General features: G+C 66.3%; 16 protein-coding genes and 1 riboswitch. Of the genes, 4 read left to right on the top strand and 12 right to left on the bottom strand.

All coding sequences use genetic code 11. From position 1 onward, the window contains the following. Window positions 1–29: 29 nt before the first annotated feature. Window positions 30–2,915: an aminomethyl-transferring glycine dehydrogenase gene (gene gcvP, locus AC1DGW_RS14755; protein WP_478024382.1), complete on the bottom strand. Its 2,886-nt coding sequence runs from the start codon at window positions 2,913–2,915 to the stop codon at window positions 30–32. A gap of 105 nt (window positions 2,916–3,020) precedes the next feature. Continuing rightward, window positions 3,021–3,129, bottom strand: a riboswitch (glycine riboswitch). A 278-nt stretch (window positions 3,130–3,407) separates the two neighbouring features. Here gcvP and AC1DGW_RS14750 point away from each other — a divergent pair. Further along, on the top strand, window positions 3,408–4,631 hold the full coding sequence (locus tag AC1DGW_RS14750) for a multidrug effflux MFS transporter (protein WP_478024380.1): 1,224 nt from the start codon (window positions 3,408–3,410) through the stop codon (window positions 4,629–4,631). A gap of 83 nt (window positions 4,632–4,714) precedes the next feature. Continuing rightward, entirely contained in the window at window positions 4,715–5,131 is a 417-nt protein-coding gene (locus AC1DGW_RS14745) for a hypothetical protein (protein ID WP_478024378.1), read from the top strand. Between the two features lie 923 nt (window positions 5,132–6,054). Here the strand turns inward: AC1DGW_RS14745 and AC1DGW_RS14740 are convergent. From AC1DGW_RS14740 to AC1DGW_RS14690, 11 genes are all read right to left on the bottom strand, one after another. After that, on the bottom strand, window positions 6,055–6,546 hold the full coding sequence (locus AC1DGW_RS14740) for an N-acetyltransferase family protein (protein ID WP_478024376.1): 492 nt from the start codon (window positions 6,544–6,546) through the stop codon (window positions 6,055–6,057). Window positions 6,547–6,732: 186 nt separating this feature from the next. Beyond that, complete coding sequence (locus tag AC1DGW_RS14735; RefSeq protein WP_478024374.1) at window positions 6,733–6,987, bottom strand: hypothetical protein; 255 nt, start codon at window positions 6,985–6,987, stop codon at window positions 6,733–6,735. Window positions 6,988–7,054: 67 nt separating this feature from the next. After that, on the bottom strand, window positions 7,055–7,477 hold the full coding sequence (locus tag AC1DGW_RS14730) for a DUF4304 domain-containing protein (RefSeq protein ID WP_478024371.1): 423 nt from the start codon (window positions 7,475–7,477) through the stop codon (window positions 7,055–7,057). 57 nt (window positions 7,478–7,534) lie between these two features. Further along, window positions 7,535–7,837 carry a DUF3658 domain-containing protein gene (locus AC1DGW_RS14725; protein ID WP_478024369.1) on the bottom strand — a complete coding sequence of 101 codons (303 nt, stop codon included), beginning with the start codon at window positions 7,835–7,837 and terminating at the stop codon, window positions 7,535–7,537. 70 nt (window positions 7,838–7,907) lie between these two features. Beyond that, window positions 7,908–8,384, bottom strand: coding sequence for a hypothetical protein (locus AC1DGW_RS14720; RefSeq protein ID WP_478024367.1), 477 nt, complete (start codon window positions 8,382–8,384; stop codon window positions 7,908–7,910). Window positions 8,385–9,153: 769 nt separating this feature from the next. Next, complete coding sequence (locus tag AC1DGW_RS14715; protein ID WP_478024365.1) at window positions 9,154–9,561, bottom strand: hypothetical protein; 408 nt, start codon at window positions 9,559–9,561, stop codon at window positions 9,154–9,156. A gap of 102 nt (window positions 9,562–9,663) precedes the next feature. Next, complete coding sequence (locus AC1DGW_RS14710) at window positions 9,664–11,661, bottom strand: M2 family metallopeptidase (protein ID WP_478024362.1); 1,998 nt, start codon at window positions 11,659–11,661, stop codon at window positions 9,664–9,666. Between the two features lie 121 nt (window positions 11,662–11,782). Next, window positions 11,783–12,217 carry an EamA family transporter gene (locus tag AC1DGW_RS14705; RefSeq protein WP_478024358.1) on the bottom strand — a complete coding sequence of 145 codons (435 nt, stop codon included), beginning with the start codon at window positions 12,215–12,217 and terminating at the stop codon, window positions 11,783–11,785. A gap of 97 nt (window positions 12,218–12,314) precedes the next feature. Continuing rightward, on the bottom strand, window positions 12,315–13,970 hold the full coding sequence (locus tag AC1DGW_RS14700) for a phosphoethanolamine transferase (protein ID WP_478024356.1): 1,656 nt from the start codon (window positions 13,968–13,970) through the stop codon (window positions 12,315–12,317). After that, window positions 13,967–14,734: a phosphatase PAP2 family protein gene (locus AC1DGW_RS14695; protein ID WP_478024353.1), complete on the bottom strand. Its 768-nt coding sequence runs from the start codon at window positions 14,732–14,734 to the stop codon at window positions 13,967–13,969. The genes AC1DGW_RS14700 and AC1DGW_RS14695 overlap by 4 nt, the downstream gene beginning before the upstream one ends. 101 nt (window positions 14,735–14,835) lie before the next feature. After that, window positions 14,836–16,581, bottom strand: coding sequence for an ArnT family glycosyltransferase (locus AC1DGW_RS14690; protein ID WP_478024351.1), 1,746 nt, complete (start codon window positions 16,579–16,581; stop codon window positions 14,836–14,838). Window positions 16,582–16,764: 183 nt separating this feature from the next. Here AC1DGW_RS14690 and AC1DGW_RS14685 point away from each other — a divergent pair, with 183 nt between their 5' ends. Together AC1DGW_RS14685 and AC1DGW_RS14680 are read left to right on the top strand one after the other, a co-directional pair. After that, window positions 16,765–17,472 (top strand): response regulator transcription factor, encoded by a 708-nt coding sequence (locus AC1DGW_RS14685; protein WP_478024348.1) that lies wholly within the window; start codon window positions 16,765–16,767, stop codon window positions 17,470–17,472. Further along, window positions 17,469–18,746: a sensor histidine kinase gene (locus AC1DGW_RS14680; protein WP_478024343.1), complete on the top strand. Its 1,278-nt coding sequence runs from the start codon at window positions 17,469–17,471 to the stop codon at window positions 18,744–18,746. Before AC1DGW_RS14685 ends, AC1DGW_RS14680 begins: the two co-directional genes overlap by 4 nt. Window positions 18,747–18,769 lie beyond the last annotated feature (23 nt).

Genomic DNA, 18,769 nt, shown 5'->3' with positions numbered 1-18,769 from the left:
CCGTTTCTTTTCCATCTATCTCGGCCCCATCAGGCCTCGACGTCTTCCTTGTAGGCATCCACCGGGATGCAGGCGCACATGATGTTCTTGTCGCCGTACACGTTGTCCACGCGCGCCACCGGCGGCCAGTACTTGGACTGCTTCAGCGACGGCAGCGGGAACGCCGCCAGCTCGCGCGGGTAGGCGTGGGTCCACTCGCTGGCCGATACCGCGGTGGCGGTGTGCGGGGCGTGCTTGAGCGGGTTGTCCTCGCGGTCCAGGCGGCCGTCCTCGATCGCCTGGATTTCGGCGCGGATCTGGATCATCGCGTCGATGAAGCGGTCCAGCTCGCACTGCGATTCGCTCTCGGTCGGCTCGACCATCAGCGTGCCGGCGACCGGGAAGCTCAGGGTCGGGGCGTGGAAGCCGAAGTCGATCAGGCGCTTGGCCACGTCCTCGGCGCCAATGCCGGAGGTCTTTTCCAGCGGGCGCACGTCGAGGATGCACTCGTGCGCCACCAGGCCGTTGCGGCCGGTGTACAGGGTCTTGTAGTGCGGGGCCAGGCGCTTTGCGATGTAGTTGGCGTTGAGCAGGGCGACCTGGGTGGCCTTGCGCAGGCCGGCTGCGCCCATCAGCGCGATGTACATCCAGCTGATCGGCAGGATCGAGGCGCTGCCGAAGGTGGCGGCCGAAACCATGGCGCCGTTGCCCACGCCCTGGGTGCGCAGGCCGTCGGCGACCAGCGCGCCCGGCAGGAACGGCGCCAGGTGCGACTTGACCGCGCACGGGCCCACGCCCGGACCGCCGCCGCCGTGCGGGATGCAGAAGGTCTTGTGCAGGTTCAGGTGCGACACGTCCGAGCCCCACTTGCCGGGCTTGGCCACGCCGACCAGGGCGTTCATGTTGGCGCCGTCGGTGTACACCTGGCCGCCATGCTGGTGGATGATCTGGCAGATCTCCACCACCTCTTCCTCGAACACGCCGTGCGTGGAGGGGTAGGTCATCATGATCGCGGCCAGGCGGTCGCTGTACTTCTCGGCGTTGACGCGGATGTCCTCGACGTCGACATTGCCGTTGGCGTCGGTCTTGGTGACCACCACCTTCATGCCGCACATCTGCGCCGAGGCCGGGTTGGTGCCGTGCGCCGAATCCGGGATCAGGCAGATGTCGCGGTGGCCTTCGCCGCGCGACTGGTGGTAGGCGCGGATCGCCAGCAGGCCGGCGTATTCGCCCTGCGCGCCGGAGTTGGGCTGCAGGCTCACCGCGTCGTAGCCGGTGCATTCCACCAGCATCGCTTCCAGCCCGTCGATCAGTTCCTTGTAGCCCTGCGCCTGGTCGGCCGGGGCCAGCGGGTGGATGTTGGCGAACTCCGGCCAGGTCACCGGGATCATCTCGGCGGTGGCGTTGAGCTTCATGGTGCACGAGCCCAGCGGGATCATCGTGCGGTCCATCGCCAGGTCCTTGTCGGCCAGCGAACGCAGGTAGCGCAGCAGTTCGTGCTCGCTGTGGTGGGTGTTGAACACCGGGTGGGTCAGGAACGCGGACTGGCGTACCAGCGCGGCCGGCAGCGCGTCGGCGGTGGTCGCGTCCAGCGCGTCCACGTCGACGGTTGCGCCAAACACCGCGCCCAGCGCGACGATGTCATCGCGGGTGGCGGTTTCGTCAAGGCTGATGCCCACCGCTTCGCTGTCGATCACGCGCAGGTTGATGCCCGCGGCCACGGCCTTGGCCTGCAGCGCGGCGGCGTCGACGTTGCGCACGTGCAGGGTGTCGAAGAAGTGCTCGCCCACGTCCACGCCGGCGGTGCGCAGCGCCGCGGCCAGGAGGGCGGCCAGGCGGTGGGTACGGCGGGCGATGCGGGTCAGGCCTTCCGGGCCGTGGTAGACGGCGTACATCGAGGCCATCACCGCCAGCAGCACCTGCGCGGTGCAGATGTTGGACGTGGCCTTCTCGCGGCGGATGTGCTGCTCGCGGGTCTGCAGGGTGAGGCGGTAGGCCGGCTTGCCTTCGGCATCGACCGACACGCCGATCAGGCGGCCCGGCATCGAGCGCTTGTAGGCGTCGCGGCAGGCCATGAACGCAGCGTGCGGGCCACCGAAGCCGAACGGCACGCCAAAGCGCTGGCTGTTGCCGACCACGATGTCCGCGCCCCATTCGCCGGGCGCGGCGATCAGGGTCAGCGCCAGCAGGTCGGTGGCCACCGCCACCAGGCCCTGGCGGGCGTGCACGGCCTCGACCAGCGCCTTGTGGTCGCCGATGTGGCCGAAGCTGTCCGGGTACTGCAGCAGCACGCCGAAGGAATCGGCTTCCAGCGCTTCTGCCGGGGTGCCCACGCGCAGCACGATGCCCATCGGCTCGGCGCGGGTGCGCAGCAGTTCCAGCGTCTGCGGGTGCACCGCGTCGTGCACGAAGAACACGTCCGACTTCGACTTGGCCGAGCGCTTGGCCAGGGTCATGGCTTCGGCGGCGGCGGTGGCTTCGTCCAGCAGCGAGGCGTTGGCGATCTCCATGCCGGTCAGGTCGGCGACCATCTGCTGGAAGTTGATCAGCGCTTCCATGCGGCCCTGCGAGATTTCCGCCTGGTACGGGGTGTAGGCGGTGTACCAGGCCGGGTTTTCGAGGATGTTGCGCAGGATCACGTTCGGCGTGTGGGTGCCGTAATAGCCTTGGCCGATGAAGCTGCGCAGCACCTTGTTCTTGCCGGCGATGGCGCGGATCTTCGCCAGCGCCTGCACTTCGGTCAGCGACTCGGGCAGGGCCAGCGGGGCGGGCGACTTGATCGCGCCGGGGACGATGGCATCGGTCAGCGCATCGAGCGAGTCATGGCCGACCACGCGCAGCATCTGCGCGATTTCGGCATCGTTGGGACCGATGTGGCGGTCGACGAAGGCGGAGGCGTGTTCGAGTTCGCGCAGCGAAGGCGTGTTCTGGGGCATGACGGACGTCCGGAGGGTGGCGTGCGGGGCTGGGTCGGCGAGCCCCTCCGGTCCGGCGGGGGTTCCGCGCACGCGGCACCACGGCCGGCAAGCCGGCGGCTCGCCTCGTGCCCCTCTGTCCTTTTGCCTGAGAGTTTGGAAGGCGCGACCTGCGGGTCGCGCGCCTCGTGCACCTTCGGCGCCGGATTGAACCGGTCTCTCCAGAGTTTTGACGCAGGTGGTATCGGGCCTGAGCGATTACGGGCGTTTGCGCCTTCGGCAGCGATGAACCGCTTCTCCCACCGTGTTGCGCGCCGATTATAGCCGCTGGCCCCGGTCGCTTGCGCGGCCGCCAGGCTGAACGTGCGGGGTTTCGGTGGGCGCATCCGGCCGGCCCGCATGGCGCCGCCGCCGCCGGGCGCCTATCATGCGCAGCTTCCCGTTTTCCCCAGGCGCCGCCCGAACAGGGCCGGCGCCTGTCGTGCGTCCCGCGCACGCCCCGCCGGATACCCCATGACTGCCGCTTCGCCCTCCACCCGCCGCCTGGCCCTGCTGCTCGCCGGGCTGTCCATGTTCGGGCCGTTCTCCATCGACACCATCTTCCCCGCGTTCCCGCTGCTGGCGCGGGAGCTGGCGGTGGACGAGGTGGCGGTGCAGCAGACCATCAGCGTCTACCTGCTGTTCTACGGCCTGATGAGCCTGGCGCACGGCCCGCTGTCCGATGCCTGGGGGCGCAAGCGGGTGATCCTCGGCGGGCTGGTGCTGTTCGTCGTGGCGTCGGTTGGCTGCGCGCTGTCCACCCACCTGGGCACGCTGCTGGTGTTCCGCGCGCTGCAGGGCGTTTCCGCCGGCGTGGGCATGATCGTCGGCCGCGCGGTGATCCGTGACCTGTACCACGGCGCCGACGCGCAGCGGCTGATGAGCCAGGTGTCGATGATCTTCGGCATCGCCCCGGCCATCGCGCCCATCATCGGCGGCTGGATACTGCTCGGCGGCGGCGACTGGCCGCTGATCTTCTGGTTCCTGGTGGTGTTCTCGCTGCTGCTGCTCGCCGCCACCGCGCGCTGGCTGCCGGAAACGCACCCCGCCGAGGCGCGTACCGGGCTGTCGCCGCGCGGCCTGCTGCGCGACTACGTGCGCATCGGCTTCAATCCGCGCTTCCTGCGCCTGGCGCTGGCCGGCAGCGTCAACTTCGGCGGCATCTTCCTGTACATCGCCTCGGCGCCGGTGTTCGTGATGCAGCATCTACGCCTGGGCGAAGGTGGCTTCGCCTGGCTGTTCATCCCCACCATCGGCGGCATGACCACCGGCGCGTTCCTGTCCGGGCGCATGGCCGGGCGCACGTTGCCGGTGCGGCAGATAAGCATCGGCTTCGCCTGCTGCGCGTTTTCGGCGGTGCTGAACATCGCCTACGCCGCATCGGTGGAGCAGTTGCAGCTGCCGTGGGCGGTATTGCCCATCTTTCTCGGTGGCCTGGGCACCGCGCTGATCTTCCCGGTGCTGGCGCTGGCGGTGCTGGACATGTACCCGCAGCAGCGCGGTCTGGCCTCGTCGCTGCAGGCCTTCGTGCAGCTGATGATCAGCACCCTGGTGGCTGGCGTGGTTTCGCCGCTGCTGAGCGGCCGGCCGCTGCACCTGGCGCTGGGCATGGCCGGCTTCATGCTGCTGGGTTTCGCGTTCTGGTACTGGGAACACCGCCGCGAGCGCCACCTGGCTGGCCCGCACATGCACATCTAGGCCCGGCGTCCATTTCCGCATCACCTCGCCTGCGTCACTCTCCCCACTACCGGCCACCGCGGCCGTCACCGGAAGCTGCCACCATGTCCATCCATTCCAAGGGTCGCCGCGAGGCGAAGAAGAAGCTGGCCGAGCGCGAGCGCAACCAGGCCGCCGCCAACCCGGCGCCGAAGGCCGCGGTGGAACCGCATGCCGAACTGCGCGATCAGCAGCGCACCCTGCTGGCCGGCATCGTCCGCCGCGACGGCGAATGGGTGCTGGGCATGGACGGCAAGATCGCCGGCGAAACCCCCAGCGCCGCCCGCGTGCTGGCGCTGATCATGCAGGCCGCCGAACTGCATGAACGCAGTGGTACCCCCGTGCGGCTGATGTACTCCGACGCATTGAAGGATGCCGCCCATGCTGAAGCGGCGGAGCAGGGCATCGACTTCGACACCTGGAAGCGCAATCTGGCTGTGGAGCTTGGCATCGGCGGGAAGGACGCTGTGGCTACGCATTGAATTGTGGCCGGGCGTGAACGGACAAGGGCGCCGAAAGGCGCCCTTGTCGTATGAGGAGGCGTGTGGCTTCAGCCTGGATGGAAGATGGAACAGGTACAGCGCATACAGGGAAAAGCCGGTGCCCAGCACACCGTGCAGAGCCAGACCCTTGCGGCCTTGCAGGATTGATGCGGGATGTCTCGCGCGTACGATCCATGCCAGCCCGGCGGAGTGCGCCAGCAGCAGGCCGACAGGCCAGAGCGACAGGTAAAGCAGAATCACGACGCCGTCGGAGCCGGTGCCGTCGCCGTGATACGCAGGCACATGCGTCACGGCGACGATCGTCCAGGCCGCCAATGCCAGCAGGCTGATGACGAAGCTGATGCCGTAGTAAAGGAACATGATGCGGGTTTCCTGCAGGGCGCTTCGGCGTTTTACCGGATGAGTCCATCATGCCGCAATGGCACGCAGGGACGAACGGATCGCCGTGGCGAGGTTCCGGTCATTTTCGCGAAGCCGGCTGTGTACCTGATCGATACATCAAGCATTTCGCATGTATACCGTCCTGCGAAGCCGTGTCGGCATGGCCAGTTCCCAGGATCTCTCTTCTCGCAATCCTGATCGTGGGCGTTGACGGTGGCGGACACGGGAAGAAAGATCATGATGGATGATCGGGATGAGGGTGCCGATGGCAAAGACGGCCAGCACGACGCTGATAAGCACGGAATTCTGCGGCCGACCGTACTGGTTTGAATCGAAAAGCCGGCCTGCAAACCAGGTGATCAGCCCTATGCAGAGACTGGATCTTCGCCAGGGTGCAAGTAGCGGATACGAAGAAGCGAGGGCTGGAGCGCACATGAACATGATCAACGGGATCACGGTGCCCCTCTTTCAGTTCCGTTCCGTAATTCAAGCCGCCGGGCGGCGCAGGCTGGAGCAGTTGTTCAAGTGCCTTGTGACAAGTGCTTGTACATGACATAAGCGTCCACCAGACCCAATTGCTTGTGACGAAAAGACTTGGGCAGAGTGCCAGCGATGTCGAACCCCAGCCGCTTGTACAGTTCGACCGCTGGCGCATTGGTGCTCACCACATAGTTGAACTGCATGGCCCTGTAGCCGGCGTCCTGCGCCTGGGCAAGGCTGTGCTCGACAAGCGCCCGCCCGATCCCCCGGCCCTGCGCCTCCGGGCTGACCAGATAGGTGGCACTCGCCACATGCGCGCCACGTCCGGGGTAGTTCGCCCCGAACTTGTACATGCCCACGATGCCCGCTTTCGTCGTGGCAACGAACGACACCTGCGACCCGAACCAGTGCGACCGGAAGGTGTCCCGGTCGAAGTCGTCCGAGAATGGCAGCGCATCACCCGCGGCAATGACCGCCTGGCATATGTGCCACATCGCGTCGAGGTCGGAGTCTTGCGCTTGTCGGATCTGCATGGGCTGGACCGATATTCGAGGTCTGGACTAAGCAGCGCCGCGAGGCAATGCAGGCTTGGATGAGGTTTCAGGTTGCATGTCGGCAGCGCCTGGGCACCTGTAACGTACCAATTCCGTACCCGGCAAAGTCGTATTGTCGACCAGTCGACTTCCATCTCGGGAGAGCATGAAATGCGTGGCGGAAAGCTACGTTTCGCCTTCACCCATCAGGGCGATCTCGGTGTCTCCGCGAACCACGACCGCCTTGATCGGGCCATTACTTTCCCAGTACGTAATATGGTTGCGGGCAATGCGAAGAGTCAGGTCATCGGTGTCCGATCCGCAGGAGTCGGGGCTCCCGGCCCACTGTCCGACAAGGCGTTCCGGCGCAGTGGTCGCGTTGTCGCCCGCAAGAGTCGAGAGCGGCAGCAGCAATGTGGCCATGAAAAATATGGTGTTCATCGCTTTGCCCGGCAGCCTGACACCAGAATAAAGCTGGGCTGCGAGCGGCTTCGGCTTGGATGAACTGTTAGGCCTGTGCATGCTGACTGGCAAACCAGGGAAAGCCATGCTCAAGCGTGACGCGAACCAGGTCCTCAAGGCAGCGGTCATATGTGTCCCAGCTCAGCGCGTCGAATGCAAGGTGATATGCGGCTCCACTTGAATCTCTAAGCGCATCGCTTGACGGGCCGTTGAGATAAATGGGGTCGGAAAGCTCATTGGGATGGCTGGCAAAGTGGACGCGGATGCTTACGGAGTTGTTGAGAGGGGTTCCATAGCTGATCCCGTAGCGATGAAAATGGATGACATCAACCCTGCCGTCAGTCGCGCGGATCCAGAACCTGGTCCGGTGCTTGGAAAACCCGTGCTGCTTGATTTGCTTGGTGAAGTCGGCGGAAACGCGGCTGAAACCACGTCCCACTATCTGTGTTGTTGACTGAGATGTGTCCATGCAGCCTAGCTCTGGAACTAGGCCGACCCGCGAAGCGGGTTTGGCTTGAATGAACTGTTAGGCCGCCGGTGCAAGGAGGCTGATCCGGACTTGATAGTTGAGCTGTCGATCTACTTGACCAATTGCCTCCACAGCTCCCGTCGCCACGAGCTTGCGAAGCCTGTATGAGAGGAATACGTCCGGCACCGCCGGATACAGGGAAGCCAGCACAGAGTATGCGCCATCTACAACGGTTCTTGCCTCGCTCCAACTTGAACGCAACTTGCTGAGTAGAGCCGAATCAATAGCCTGAACATCGCTGCCACTAAGTGACACTACATGTTCGAGATTGGATTCCTTTGGCTGCTCGGGTGAATCCATGTTTGCAACTCCTGCGGCCTAACGCCTGAATTAAGCCGCGCCGCGAAGCGGCGTCGGCTTGAATGAATTGTTAGGCAACTTGCGACGCCGCCTGCGCTTTGAAGTGTGGTGCGACATTGGCGAGAAAGCTGTATGCCATTGCGAAGGGTGAAATAGCTCTCCCAAATTTTCGATCGGTAGAGACGGATGCATGGCTAACCACCTTTGCCCCGGCAATATACGTTCCTTCTGTCAGCTCCGAGAACTGAACTTTCAGGTCAGTTGCATGGATTGCTAGTGCCAAACTTTCCCAAAGATCTGTCTCCAAGCCTTCGATGGTCGTCTTGCCTGACCAGGGTGAGCTTGTAGCAGCAAACTTAGTTTCTTTAGGGAAAGTCTCAAGCACACGGCGCGCGTTAAGCGAAAATACGCTAATCGACCTCAGGATTTGGTGTGCGATCTCTTTGAGCAATGCGTCATCTTCCACATATTGAGCGCCGCAGTATGCCCACAAACGACATGCTTCTTCACTGGCGATAGCAAACGACTGGTTTCGGATTGCGCTCATTGATGCTCCATAAGTTGCCTAACGCCTGAATTAAGCCGACCCGCGAGGCGGGTTCGGCTTGAATGAATTGTTAGGCCTCAGCAGAGAACGCGGGCTTGGGGCACGCATTTCCTGCAGCGGCCAAGGAAGCCAAAGTTGCCGTATTGGTAGCTCGAAGTTCATGGATGCGCTCAGCAGACGGCTGTGGCCCCTCCTCAGAGTTCTCGATGGCTCGCACAGGGACCTGGACCTTACCGCACTGAACTGACCAAGTGCCCGATACTTTGCCAAAGCCGGGGATGTAATGAGTACCCCACCCGTCATACACTGAAAGCAACTCCGGAGGCTCACTAGAGCCAGCAGGTGCGACGAGAGCAAACATGAGCAGTGTGGCTAGAGCGAAACTTTCCATGAGGCCTAACGCCTATTGGACCGCCTAAGTGCGGTGTAGTGCGGATCATGGCCCACTTCCATTGGGCTGGCAACGCATGGCTTTCCCCTTATACGTCAGTTGCTTGGGGGGATATTGAGCGTTTTGGCAGGATGGCTTTGCATAGGCGTTATGCCGCGGGAATGACGTTGTAACGAATACACCCGCCGGTCTGCGGGTGTAACGGGATGTGGCTTAGCCAGGATGGTGGCGTGGTTCGATGCAGAAAAGCGAAGGGCTCCATAGGGAGCCCTTCGTGCTCTGGTTTTGCCCCGGCTTCACGGTGCTGCCGGTGTTTCGATATCAACCTGTTGGTTGCATCGGCTCTTGGCCGCTCGCGTCGGTCCGGGGCCATGGAGGCTACAACGTCGAGGACAACTGGAAAATCGGCAGGTAGGCCGACAGAAAGACCAGCGGTACTCCGCCGAACAACGTAAGCAGCCCAAATACGCCGGCGGCGATCACGCAGTGGGCCTTGCTGGGCCAAAGCAGGCGGATCAGGACCACGAGAACCGGGGCGAGCCAGATGGTGGGGTAGAAGCGGGTGGTCAGCCGCGTGAGCAGCGGCAGGTTGTTGCCGGACAGGCTGAAGGCGGTGAAAGTGTCGGAGAACTGCGGGAAAACCCACACGCCGATCAGGGTGATGGCGATGGCAGCGACGATGCTGGAGATCAGGCCGGTGAGCAGCCAGATGATTCCCCGTGAGGACGGTGGTGTTACCGGGGCAGGAGGAAGTTCAGGAAGGCTGCTTGCGGAAATGTCGGTCATGGGCGGTGCTTGAAGGTGATGTCGAGATGCGGGGCACGCGCGGGTTTCACTTGAACGAAGGGCGCCTTGAGGCGCCCTTCGTCTCCACGCTTCAATCCAGCCTTACGGCGCCGCCGGCTTCACCGGCTGCGGGGTGCCCGCCTGCCAACCGCACATCTGCCCTTCGTTCTGCTGCTTGAGCCATTCCTGCAGCGGGGCGAAGTATTCCAGCATCGGCGCGGCGTCCAGTTTCTCGGTGCCGGTCAGTTCCTTGAGGGTGGCCTGCCACGGCTGGCTGGCGCCCTTGCTGAGCATGGCCCAGTATTTCTGGCCGGCCTCCTTGTTGCCGTAGAAGGTGCACTGGTTGAGCGGGCCGGTGTAACCGGCCGCGTCGCACAGGCCCTTGTAGAACTGGTACTGCAGGATGCGCGCCAGGAAGTAGCGCAGGTACGGGGTGTTGCCCGGCACGTGGTACTTGGCGCCGGCGTCGAAGTATTCCTCGCCGCGCGCGCTGGCCGGCGCCACGCCCTGGTACTGGGCCTTCAGTTCCCACCACTTCTGGTTGTACTGCTCGGGCTTGATCGAGCCGTCGAACACGCCCCAGCGCCAGCGGTCGATCATCAGGCCGAACGGCAGGAACGACACGCCGCTCAGCGCCATGCGCATCTGCGCGTTGATGGTGGCCTCGCGGCTTTCCTGCGGCTTGTCGACCAGGCCGATGGAGTTCAGGTACTGCGGGGTCATCGCCAGCACGATGGTGTCGCCGATGGCTTCGTGGAAGCCGTCGTTGGCGCCGCCCTGGAACAGCGGCGGCAGCGGGTTGTAGGCCAGGTCGTAATAGATGTGGCCCAGCTCGTGGTAGATGGTGGTGAAGTGTTCTTCGGTGGGGGTGATGCACATCTTGGTGCGCACGTCCGCGCCCACGTCCTTGCCGTCGCCGCCCATGTTCATGTCCCAGGCGCTGGCGTGGCAGACCACGTTGCGGTCCAGCGGCTTGATGAACTGGGTGTTCTGCCAGTAGCCCGGCGGCAGCTTGGGCATGCCCAGGGACACGTAGAAGTCCTGCGCGCGCTCGGTCATCTGTTTGGCGGTGGCAAGTTCGGCCTCGCGCTGGGCCTTGAAGCGGGCGGCGACGTCGGCATTGGTGCCGGCCTTGGCCAGCGCGGCGCTCAGGTTGCCCTGGTGTTGCTTCTCCAGCGCGGCGGTGATGTCCAGGCTGCCGGCGCCGGGGTAAGGCTGCAGCTGGTCCCACAGGTTGCTCCAGTCCTGCTGCCACATGTTGCCGGTCAGGTGCGCGGCGATCAGGCCGCCGCCGACTTCGGCCTTGTCCTTGCCGTATTCCTTGTCCAGTTTGGCGCGGGTGTAGCAGTGCAGCTGTTCGTACAGCGGCTTGACCTGCTCCCATAGGCGGTCGGTTTCCGGGCCGACCTGTTCGGCCGGCATGTCGTAGCCGGCGCGCCACATCTGCCCGGCATCGGTGTAGCCGAGTTCGCGCGCGCCTTCGTTGACCAGTTCGGCGAAGCGCTGGTACGGCTTGCGCGAGGCCACGGCGGTGGAGTGCCAGCCCTGCCAGGCATCGAGCTGCTTGTCGTAGTCGTGCGAGCGCGCCAGCACCTGTTCCAGTTCGCCGAGCTGGCGGCAGTTCTGCTGGTCGCCTTCGCCGGTGCAGTAGGTACCGGCGCCGTAGTCGCCCTCCAGCTTGGTGGCGATGCCGGCCAGTTCGGCCAGCTTGGCCGGGTCGCGCGGGGCGGGCATGGCGGTCATCAGCTTGAGCAGGTGCAGGGCACGACTGGTGTCCTCGCTCATCGGCTGGCCTTCGTACTTGCCGGCCTGTTCGATCCAGCCGTTGAGCGTGGTCAGCCAGCGCTCGTTGGCCTTGGCCGCCACGCGCGCGGAATCGTCGTTGATGTAGGTGGACGACAGCCACTGCGCCGAGGTCATTTCCGGGTACATGGCCTTGTACTCGGCGTTGACCCGGGCGATGAACTGGTCGGCGCTCTCGGCCGGCGCGGTCTGCGCCGCCGGCGCGGTGGTGCCGGTGGCGGCTTCCTTGTTGCAGGCGGCCAGCGACAGCACGCCGGCGCTCACGGCGAGGGCCAGCAGCAGATGACGTTGTTTCACGCGATTCCCCGGTGGTGTTGGACCGGCGAAGGCTAGAGGGCCGCGGCGACGGCGGCAAGTGGAGCGGGGCGAGGAGCTGCGCCGGGTGAGCTGAAGGCGCTCCCGCGGGGAGCGGGGGCGGTCAGCGCTTGAGCGCCATCAGCAGCACGCCGCCGCCGATCATCGCCACGCCCAGCCATTCGCGCCAGGCCAGGCGTTCGTGCAGGAAGGCGAAGGCGAACACCGCCACCAGCACCACGCTGAGCTTGTCCACCGGCGCCACCTGCGAAGCGGGGCCGCGTTGCAGTGCGCGGAAATAGCAAAGCCACGAGGCACCGGTAGCCAGCGCCGAGAGCAGCAGCCAGAGCAGGGTTTTGCCCGGCAGCATCAGCGGATTGCTCCATTTGCCGGTCGCCGCCACGAACAGGCCCAGCACCGCGACGATGGCGACGGTGCGCAGCAGCATCGCCAGGTCGGCATCGACCTGCTGCAGGCCGAGCTTGGCGAAGATCGCGGTCAGCGCGGCGAAGGCGGCCGACAGCAGGGCCCAGGGCAGCCATTGCGGGAAGGTGGCCATGGTGGTTCTCCGGGTGCAGGCGGATCCATCTTCCCTCGCTTTCCTTGCAGGAGCGACATCGGTCGTGACCGACGACGCTCCTGCGGGAGACGAGGGCTTACCCTCCGCAACCGGCGAACAGGTCGCGGTCGCGTGCGTAGACCGAGGTGGTGACCTGCATCAGCCCCAGCACCGACGGGAACAGGTTGTCTTGGTCGGTGCGGCGGTGCGCACGGTCGCGCAGGCACTGCAGGTCCAGGCCGCGGTCGGCGGCGAACTGCGGCGAGAACCACATCACCATCGGTACGCGGGTCTGTTCGTCGGGCGCGATCGCATACGGCACGCCATGCAGGTACAGGCCCTTCTCGCCCAGCGATTCGCCGTGGTCGGAGAGGTAGATCATGGCCGTGTCGTAGTCGTCCAGGCCGCGCAGGGTGGCGATGGTCTGGGCCAGGAAGTGGTCGGTGTAGCGCACTGCGTTGTCGTAGGCGTTGACGATCTGCTCGCGGCTGCATTTGCCCAGGTCCGCGGTGTCGCAGGTCGGCGCGAACTGGCGGAACTGCGCCGGGTAGCGCTGGAAGTAGCTCGGGCCGTGGTTGCCCAGCTGATGCAGGACGACGACGCGGTCGCCCGGCTTGGCGCGCACCTGCGCGGCGAGGTCGTCGAGCAGGATCTCGTCCATGCAGCGGCCGTCGGCGCACAGGCCGTGCTTGGTCGCATCGTCCAGGCGCTGGATGGCCAGTCCCTCGCACACGCCCTTGCAGCCGGACTGGTTGTCGCGCCACAGCGTGGCGATGCCGGCGTGTTCGAGCACGTGCAGCAGCGACTGGTGGGAGCGGATCTTCTTCTCGTCGTAGTCGTGGCGGCCGAACGGCGAGAACATGCACGGCAGCGAGACCTCGGTGCTGGTGCCGCAGGAATGCATGTCGGGGAAGTTGATCACGCCGGCCTGCGCCAGTTCGGGCGTGGTCTGGCGGTCGTAGCCGTTGAGGCCCCAGTTCTGCGCGCGCACGGTTTCGCCGACCACCAGCACCAGCAGGCGCGGCTTGCTGCCGGCCGCGCGCGGCGTGGCTTTGGCGTCGGTACCGAGCGGCAGCTTGGGCTGGTTCTTGATCGGGTTGGAGGTGACCAGGTTCTGCTTCAGCGCAATCAGGTAGTTCACCGGGGTGGCGAGGTAACGCACCTCGCGGTGGTTGCGCATCAGCGCCGACACGTTCTGGAACGAGGCCAGCGTGCCGGCGCCGGTCACCACCACCACGCCCACCAGGAACAGCAGGCGCCACAGCAGGGCCCGGCCCCAGCTGCGGCGGCGCAGGCGCACGCGCCACAGCAGCACGCACGGCAGCAGCGCGTAGCCGATCAGCGGCAGGAGCAGCGCGGGCGTCATCAGCTCGCGCGATTCCTTGTGGTCGGTGGCCAGCACGTTGCGCAGCATGTCCGCGTCCAGGTAGACGTTGAAGCTGTTCATGTAATGCGTGGCGAAGGCGGTGGTGACGAACAGGATCGTCAGCAGCACCTTGGCGTTCCAGCGCCACACCAGCAGGCCGAACAGCAGCGCGTGCACGCCCATCAGCAGGGCGAACAGCGACAGCGCGAACAGCACGCTGCCGGGGTTGGTGGCCATGGCGTCGCGCCAGAACAGGCCATTGCAGACCAGGGCGAAGAACGCGCTGGCCAGCAGGATCAGCGTTTCGGTGGTGATTTCCGGGCGCCATTGGCGCAGCCGCGCGAACGCGGTGGTCGATGCGGGCAGGTGCGGGGAGGCCGTGCTCATGCGCGTGCTTCTTCCTTGGACATGGTGGCCTTGGCCGGTGGGAACATCAGCAGGTAGAGCAGTACCGCCACGGTCCAGCTGACCGCCAGCGACCACACATCATGCGAGAGAAAGTGCGCGCCGCGCAGCTGCTGGGAGATGCCGAACACCAGACCGGTGGCCACGGCCACCGCCAGCGCTCCCCAGCGCCAGCCTGGGCGCACCAGCAGGACGAAAAAGTACAGCCCGACCCAGCCATAACCAGCACTGGCATGGCCTGCGGGGAAGCAGGCGGCATGGCCCAGCATGACCGGGCGCGGCTGGAACAGGCCGATGAAGGGGCGCAGGCCGCCGTAGCGCTGCAGGTCCCAGGGGCAATCCATCTGGGTCATGGACTTGAGCAGGGCGACCATGCCGGTGGACAGGCCCACCGCCAGCAGCAGGTACAGCAGTGGTTTGCGCAGCGGCTTCCAGCGGGCGTCGAAGCAGGCGCGCAGCAGGGCCAGGATCACCAGCAGGGCGGCGAGGGTGCTCAGGTTCTTGCCGCCGCGATGGATCACATGGCTGGTCCACCAGGATTCCTTGAGTGCCCATTGGCTGCCTTCCCAGCGATAGAGCAGGTCGGCCAGCCACTGGTCGCCATTGCCGGCCATCAGCACCGCGCTCGCGGCCAGCGCGAGCAGGAGCGGAACCAGCAGGTGGCGGGCAAGAAAACCGCGCCGGGTGGCGGCAAGCCCACCGGCCGGCAATGCATAGGGGGTAGGCGAGGAAGGAACGGCAGGCACAGGAGCGGTACGCCATCGACGGTGAATGGCGGCATGGTCGTTCCCGGCATGTCGGAGACTGGTCGGAAGCGCGTTGGCGGGGCGTTGATGCCCCGCCGGGTTCAGTCGTCGTTGGTTTCGTCCGGGGTTTCGGGCACCTGGCCGTGGCTGGCGGCCACGCAGGCGGTGTCCAGCGCGGTGCCCGGCAGCAGCTGCCACTCGTTGCGGTTGGCGCTGCCGATATCGATCACCCGGGCCGGGTCGGCGCAGGGCGTCATCGCCTGCTTGAGGACGAACAGCCAGCGTCGCTCCGGGGCGGCTGCCACCCACTGCCCGGCCAGTTCCCACTGTTCGGACCATGGGCGCTTGAAACCGAAGTCCGCCGCCTGCGGGTGGGTCTGCAGCAGGTTCTGCTCGCGCCAGGCGACCATGCCCAGTTCACCGTCGCCGATGCGCTGGCGCGCCTTGTCCATGACCGCCGCGGCCGAGCTGTAGGGATCCAGCGCCGGCATCAGGCCCAGCCCGTACATCGCCCACAGCAGCACCGTGGCCAGCACCGCCGCCAGCCCGGCGCGGCGCAGGCGCAGCGATGCCACCAGCGCCAGCGCCGCGATGCCGAAGCCCAGCAGCCAGGCGCCGACCTGCGGCAGCACCCACGGGTCGATCGCACGCTTGGCCGCGTTGCGCTGCGCCCAGCCGTCGCCGTGCAGCGCGCCATAGCCGATGGCCAGTGTCGCCACCGCCAGCAGCAGCACGTACAGCAGCAGCGCCCAGCGCACGCCGGTGCGCCGCAGCAGCCCGGCCAGCAGCGGCGCGGCCGCTACCGCCAACGCCGGCAGCATCGGCAGGATGTAGACCTCGCGCTTGCCCGGGCTGGCGCTGAAGAACAGCAGCACCAGCAGCGCCCAGCCCAGCAGCACGATGTAGCGTGGATCGGCGCGGCGCAGGCGGCGCCACCAGGCCGGTACCAGCCACGGCAACAGCAGGCTGCCGGGCAGCCACAGCGTGGCGATCACCTGCAGGTAGTACCAGGCAGGCTGCTTGTGGTGCCAGGCGTTGGCATAGCGGGTGCCGGTCTGCTTGAACAGCAGTTCCTGCGCGTAGGACTGCAGATGCGGGTCGGGGTTGTGCAGCAGGGCGATGCCCAGCGGCGCCAGCCACACGCAGGTGCCGGCGATGAACAGCGGCAGGATCAGCCACCAGCCCCAGCCGCGCCCGGCGCCGGCCGCCCCCGGGTGCCGCCAGCGCCAGATGGCCCAGGGCAGCAGCGCCAGCAGCGGCAGGAAGCCCACGCCCTTGGTCACCGTGCCGACGCCGGCGGCGAAGGCGCCCAGTGCCAGCAGCTTCCAGTCCGGCCCCAGCAGCAGGTGCCGCAGCAGCGCCCACAACGACAGCGTGGTCATGCCCACCAGCACCATGTCGATCTGCGCGCGCTTGGCCATCAACCCGAACTGGATGCACACGAACAAGCCCAGCACCGCGTAGCGCGCCACGCGCCGGTTCCACAACCGTCGCGACAGATCCCAGGTCAGCCACAGGGTCAGCAGCGCGGACAGCAGCGACGGCAGCAGGAAGGCGATGTTCCAGTTGCCCAGCACCTTGTAGGTGGCAGCCTGTATCCACATGAAGGTCGGCGGCTTCTCCGCGTACAGCTCGCTGCCGCGGTGCGGCAGCAGCCATTGGCCGGTCTCCACCATCTGCCGCGCGGCCAGCACGAAGCGCGGCTCGTCCGGCGGGGAAGGTTCGCGCATGCCGAGCCCGGCCAGCAGGCTGGCCACGATCAGGGCCAGCAACAGCAACCAGGGGGCGGAGGATCGGAGGCGGGTCGGGCGCACGCGGGGCTCGTCTGCAGGGTGGTCGGGGATCATCGCGCGGCCGGCGTGGGAAGCGCGTCGTAGGACGCATTGTCACCTGTTTCGACGTCGCTCCGACCACCGCTGCGGCTACGATGGGCGCGCTTTCCCGTCCCGCTGCTGCCCGGATGCCTCTCAATGGCGCTGGAGCGTGCCCAACCGGCGGGGCGGGGCATCGTTCTTCCAAGGGTTCTGCACATGCGGCTGCTGGTCATCGAAGACAATCGCAACCTGATCGCCAATCTTTTCGACTATTTCGAGGCGCGCGGCCATGTGCTCGATGTCGCGCCCGATGGTGTGACCGGGCTGCATCTGGCCGCGACCCAGGCCTACGACGCGATCCTGCTGGACTGGATGCTGCCGCGCATGGAAGGGCCGGAGGTGCTGCGGCGCCTGCGCGAGGAGCACCGCTCCGAGGTGCCGGTGATCATGCTCACCGCCCGCGACGAACTGCCCGACAAGATCGCCGGCTTCCGCGCCGGTGCCGACGACTACCTGACCAAGCCTTTCGCCCTGCCAGAGCTGGAAGTGCGGCTGGATGCGGTGCTGGCGCGCACGTACGGGCGCAACCCGCGCAAGGTGCTGGAAGTGCACGATCTGCGCCTGGACCTGGCCACGCTGGAAGTACAGCGTGCCGGCCAGCCGCTGCACCTGTATCCAGCCTGCAGAAAGCTGCTGGAAGTGCTGATGCGTGCCAGCCCGGCCGCGGTGCCGCGCGACCAGCTCGAGTACGCGCTGTGGGGCGAGGAGCCGCCCGACGGCGACATGCTCCGCTCGCACATCTACGAACTGCGCCGCAGCGTCGATGGTCCGTTCGAGGAGAAGCTGCTGCACACCCTGCCGCGCGTGGGCTATCGCCTGTGCGCGCCCAGCGCGTCGGCGATGGCCGGGACGGACGGGCAATGAAGCGGCGGACGCTGCGGCGCAAGCTGCTGGGCTGGCTGGCCAGCTATCTGGCGCTGCTGACCCTGGTGGTGTTCAGCGCCGCCAACTACGTGCACGAACGCGCCGAGCATTCGGTATGGCGGGCGCTGCTCAATTCCGAACTGGACAGCGTGATCGCCAACAAGCGCATCGATCCGGATTACCGCTGGCAGAACTCGGACACCCTGCATTTCTTCAGCGACCACGACGCACACGGGATTCCGGACGTGCTGGCGCACCTGATGCCGGGGCTGCATGACGGCGTGTGGCTGGAAGGGCACCGCAGCGCGGTCATGGTGCGCGAGACCAGCGATTTCGGCCGCACGATGCTGGTGCTGGACATCACCGATTTCGCCGAACTGGAGCACTTCATCACCCGCTGGGCGGTACTGGCCGGTATCGCGATGGCGATCGTCACCCTGGTGATGGCCTGGGTCGGCATGAACCGGCTGGTACGGCCGCTGGTCGAACTGGCCGGCGACATCGGCGGACTGCAGCCCGAGCGCAGCGGCCAGCGGGTGCAGGTCACCGCGCGCGGCAGCGCCGAGATGGAGGTGATCGCCGACTCGGTGAACGACTACCTGGAGCGCAACGAACGCTTCGTCGAGCGCGAGCGCGCCTTCATCAGCACGGCCAGCCACGAACTGCGAACGCCCATCGCGGTGATCACCGGCGCGGCCGAACTGGCGCTGGAGCAGCCCGAGCTGCCGCCGCGCGCGCGCCAGCAGTTGCAGCGGGTGCGCAGCACCGCGTCCAGCATGGAGCAGCTGATCCAGCTGATGTTGCTGCTGGCCCGCGAACCGGCGCGGTTGGCGGCGTTGAGCGAGCCGCTGGCGCTGGACCAGCTGCTGCCGGAGATCGTCGCCGACCATGCGTATCTCGCTGGCGGCAAGGAGTTGTCGGTCCAGGTGACGGAATCGGCGCCCTGCATGATCGTGGCGCCGGTCGGTGTGGTGCAGGCGGCGGTCGGCAACCTGCTGCGCAACGCGCTGGAGAACAGCGACCGCGGCGTGATCCGCATGTCGCTGACGCCGCGGGCGGTGGTGACCATCGAGGACCCGGGGCATGGCATGAGCCCCGAGGAAGTGGCCGCGGCCTACGCCAAGATCGCACGCGGCGAACGCAACATGCGTACCGGCATCGGCCTGGACCTGATCGGCCGCCTGTGCGAGCACCTGGGCTGGAAGCTGGACATCCACTCCGGCCCGGAGCGCGGCACCCGTGTCACGCTGGACATGGGCGCGTCGTTGCCGTGACACCGCGACCGTGCAGGAGCCCA

The organism is Stenotrophomonas sp. 05N423 (assembly GCF_056397145.1).
Note: the sequence above shows the minus strand (reverse complement) of the source record. Positions and strands in the feature narration are given on the sequence as shown.

Excerpts from the sequence above, each read along its gene's own strand:
- AC1DGW_RS14740 (WP_478024376.1), bottom strand. The coding sequence starts at position 6,546 with ATGCAGATCCGACAAGCGCAAGACTCCGACCTCGACGCGATGTGGCAC.
- gcvP (WP_478024382.1), bottom strand. The coding sequence starts at position 2,915 with ATGCCCCAGAACACGCCTTCGCTGCGCGAACTCGAACACGCCTCCGCC.
- AC1DGW_RS14700 (WP_478024356.1), bottom strand. The coding sequence starts at position 13,970 with ATGAGCACGGCCTCCCCGCACCTGCCCGCATCGACCACCGCGTTCGCG.
- AC1DGW_RS14745 (WP_478024378.1), top strand. The coding sequence starts at position 4,715 with ATGTCCATCCATTCCAAGGGTCGCCGCGAGGCGAAGAAGAAGCTGGCC.
- AC1DGW_RS14725 (WP_478024369.1), bottom strand. The coding sequence starts at position 7,837 with ATGGATTCACCCGAGCAGCCAAAGGAATCCAATCTCGAACATGTAGTG.
- AC1DGW_RS14685 (WP_478024348.1), top strand. The coding sequence starts at position 16,765 with ATGCGGCTGCTGGTCATCGAAGACAATCGCAACCTGATCGCCAATCTT.
- AC1DGW_RS14690 (WP_478024351.1), bottom strand. The coding sequence starts at position 16,581 with ATGATCCCCGACCACCCTGCAGACGAGCCCCGCGTGCGCCCGACCCGC.
- AC1DGW_RS14680 (WP_478024343.1), top strand. The coding sequence starts at position 17,469 with ATGAAGCGGCGGACGCTGCGGCGCAAGCTGCTGGGCTGGCTGGCCAGC.
- AC1DGW_RS14715 (WP_478024365.1), bottom strand. The coding sequence starts at position 9,561 with ATGACCGACATTTCCGCAAGCAGCCTTCCTGAACTTCCTCCTGCCCCG.
- AC1DGW_RS14750 (WP_478024380.1), top strand. The coding sequence starts at position 3,408 with ATGACTGCCGCTTCGCCCTCCACCCGCCGCCTGGCCCTGCTGCTCGCC.
- AC1DGW_RS14720 (WP_478024367.1), bottom strand. The coding sequence starts at position 8,384 with ATGAGCGCAATCCGAAACCAGTCGTTTGCTATCGCCAGTGAAGAAGCA.
- AC1DGW_RS14730 (WP_478024371.1), bottom strand. The coding sequence starts at position 7,477 with ATGGACACATCTCAGTCAACAACACAGATAGTGGGACGTGGTTTCAGC.
- AC1DGW_RS14735 (WP_478024374.1), bottom strand. The coding sequence starts at position 6,987 with ATGAACACCATATTTTTCATGGCCACATTGCTGCTGCCGCTCTCGACT.
- AC1DGW_RS14705 (WP_478024358.1), bottom strand. The coding sequence starts at position 12,217 with ATGGCCACCTTCCCGCAATGGCTGCCCTGGGCCCTGCTGTCGGCCGCC.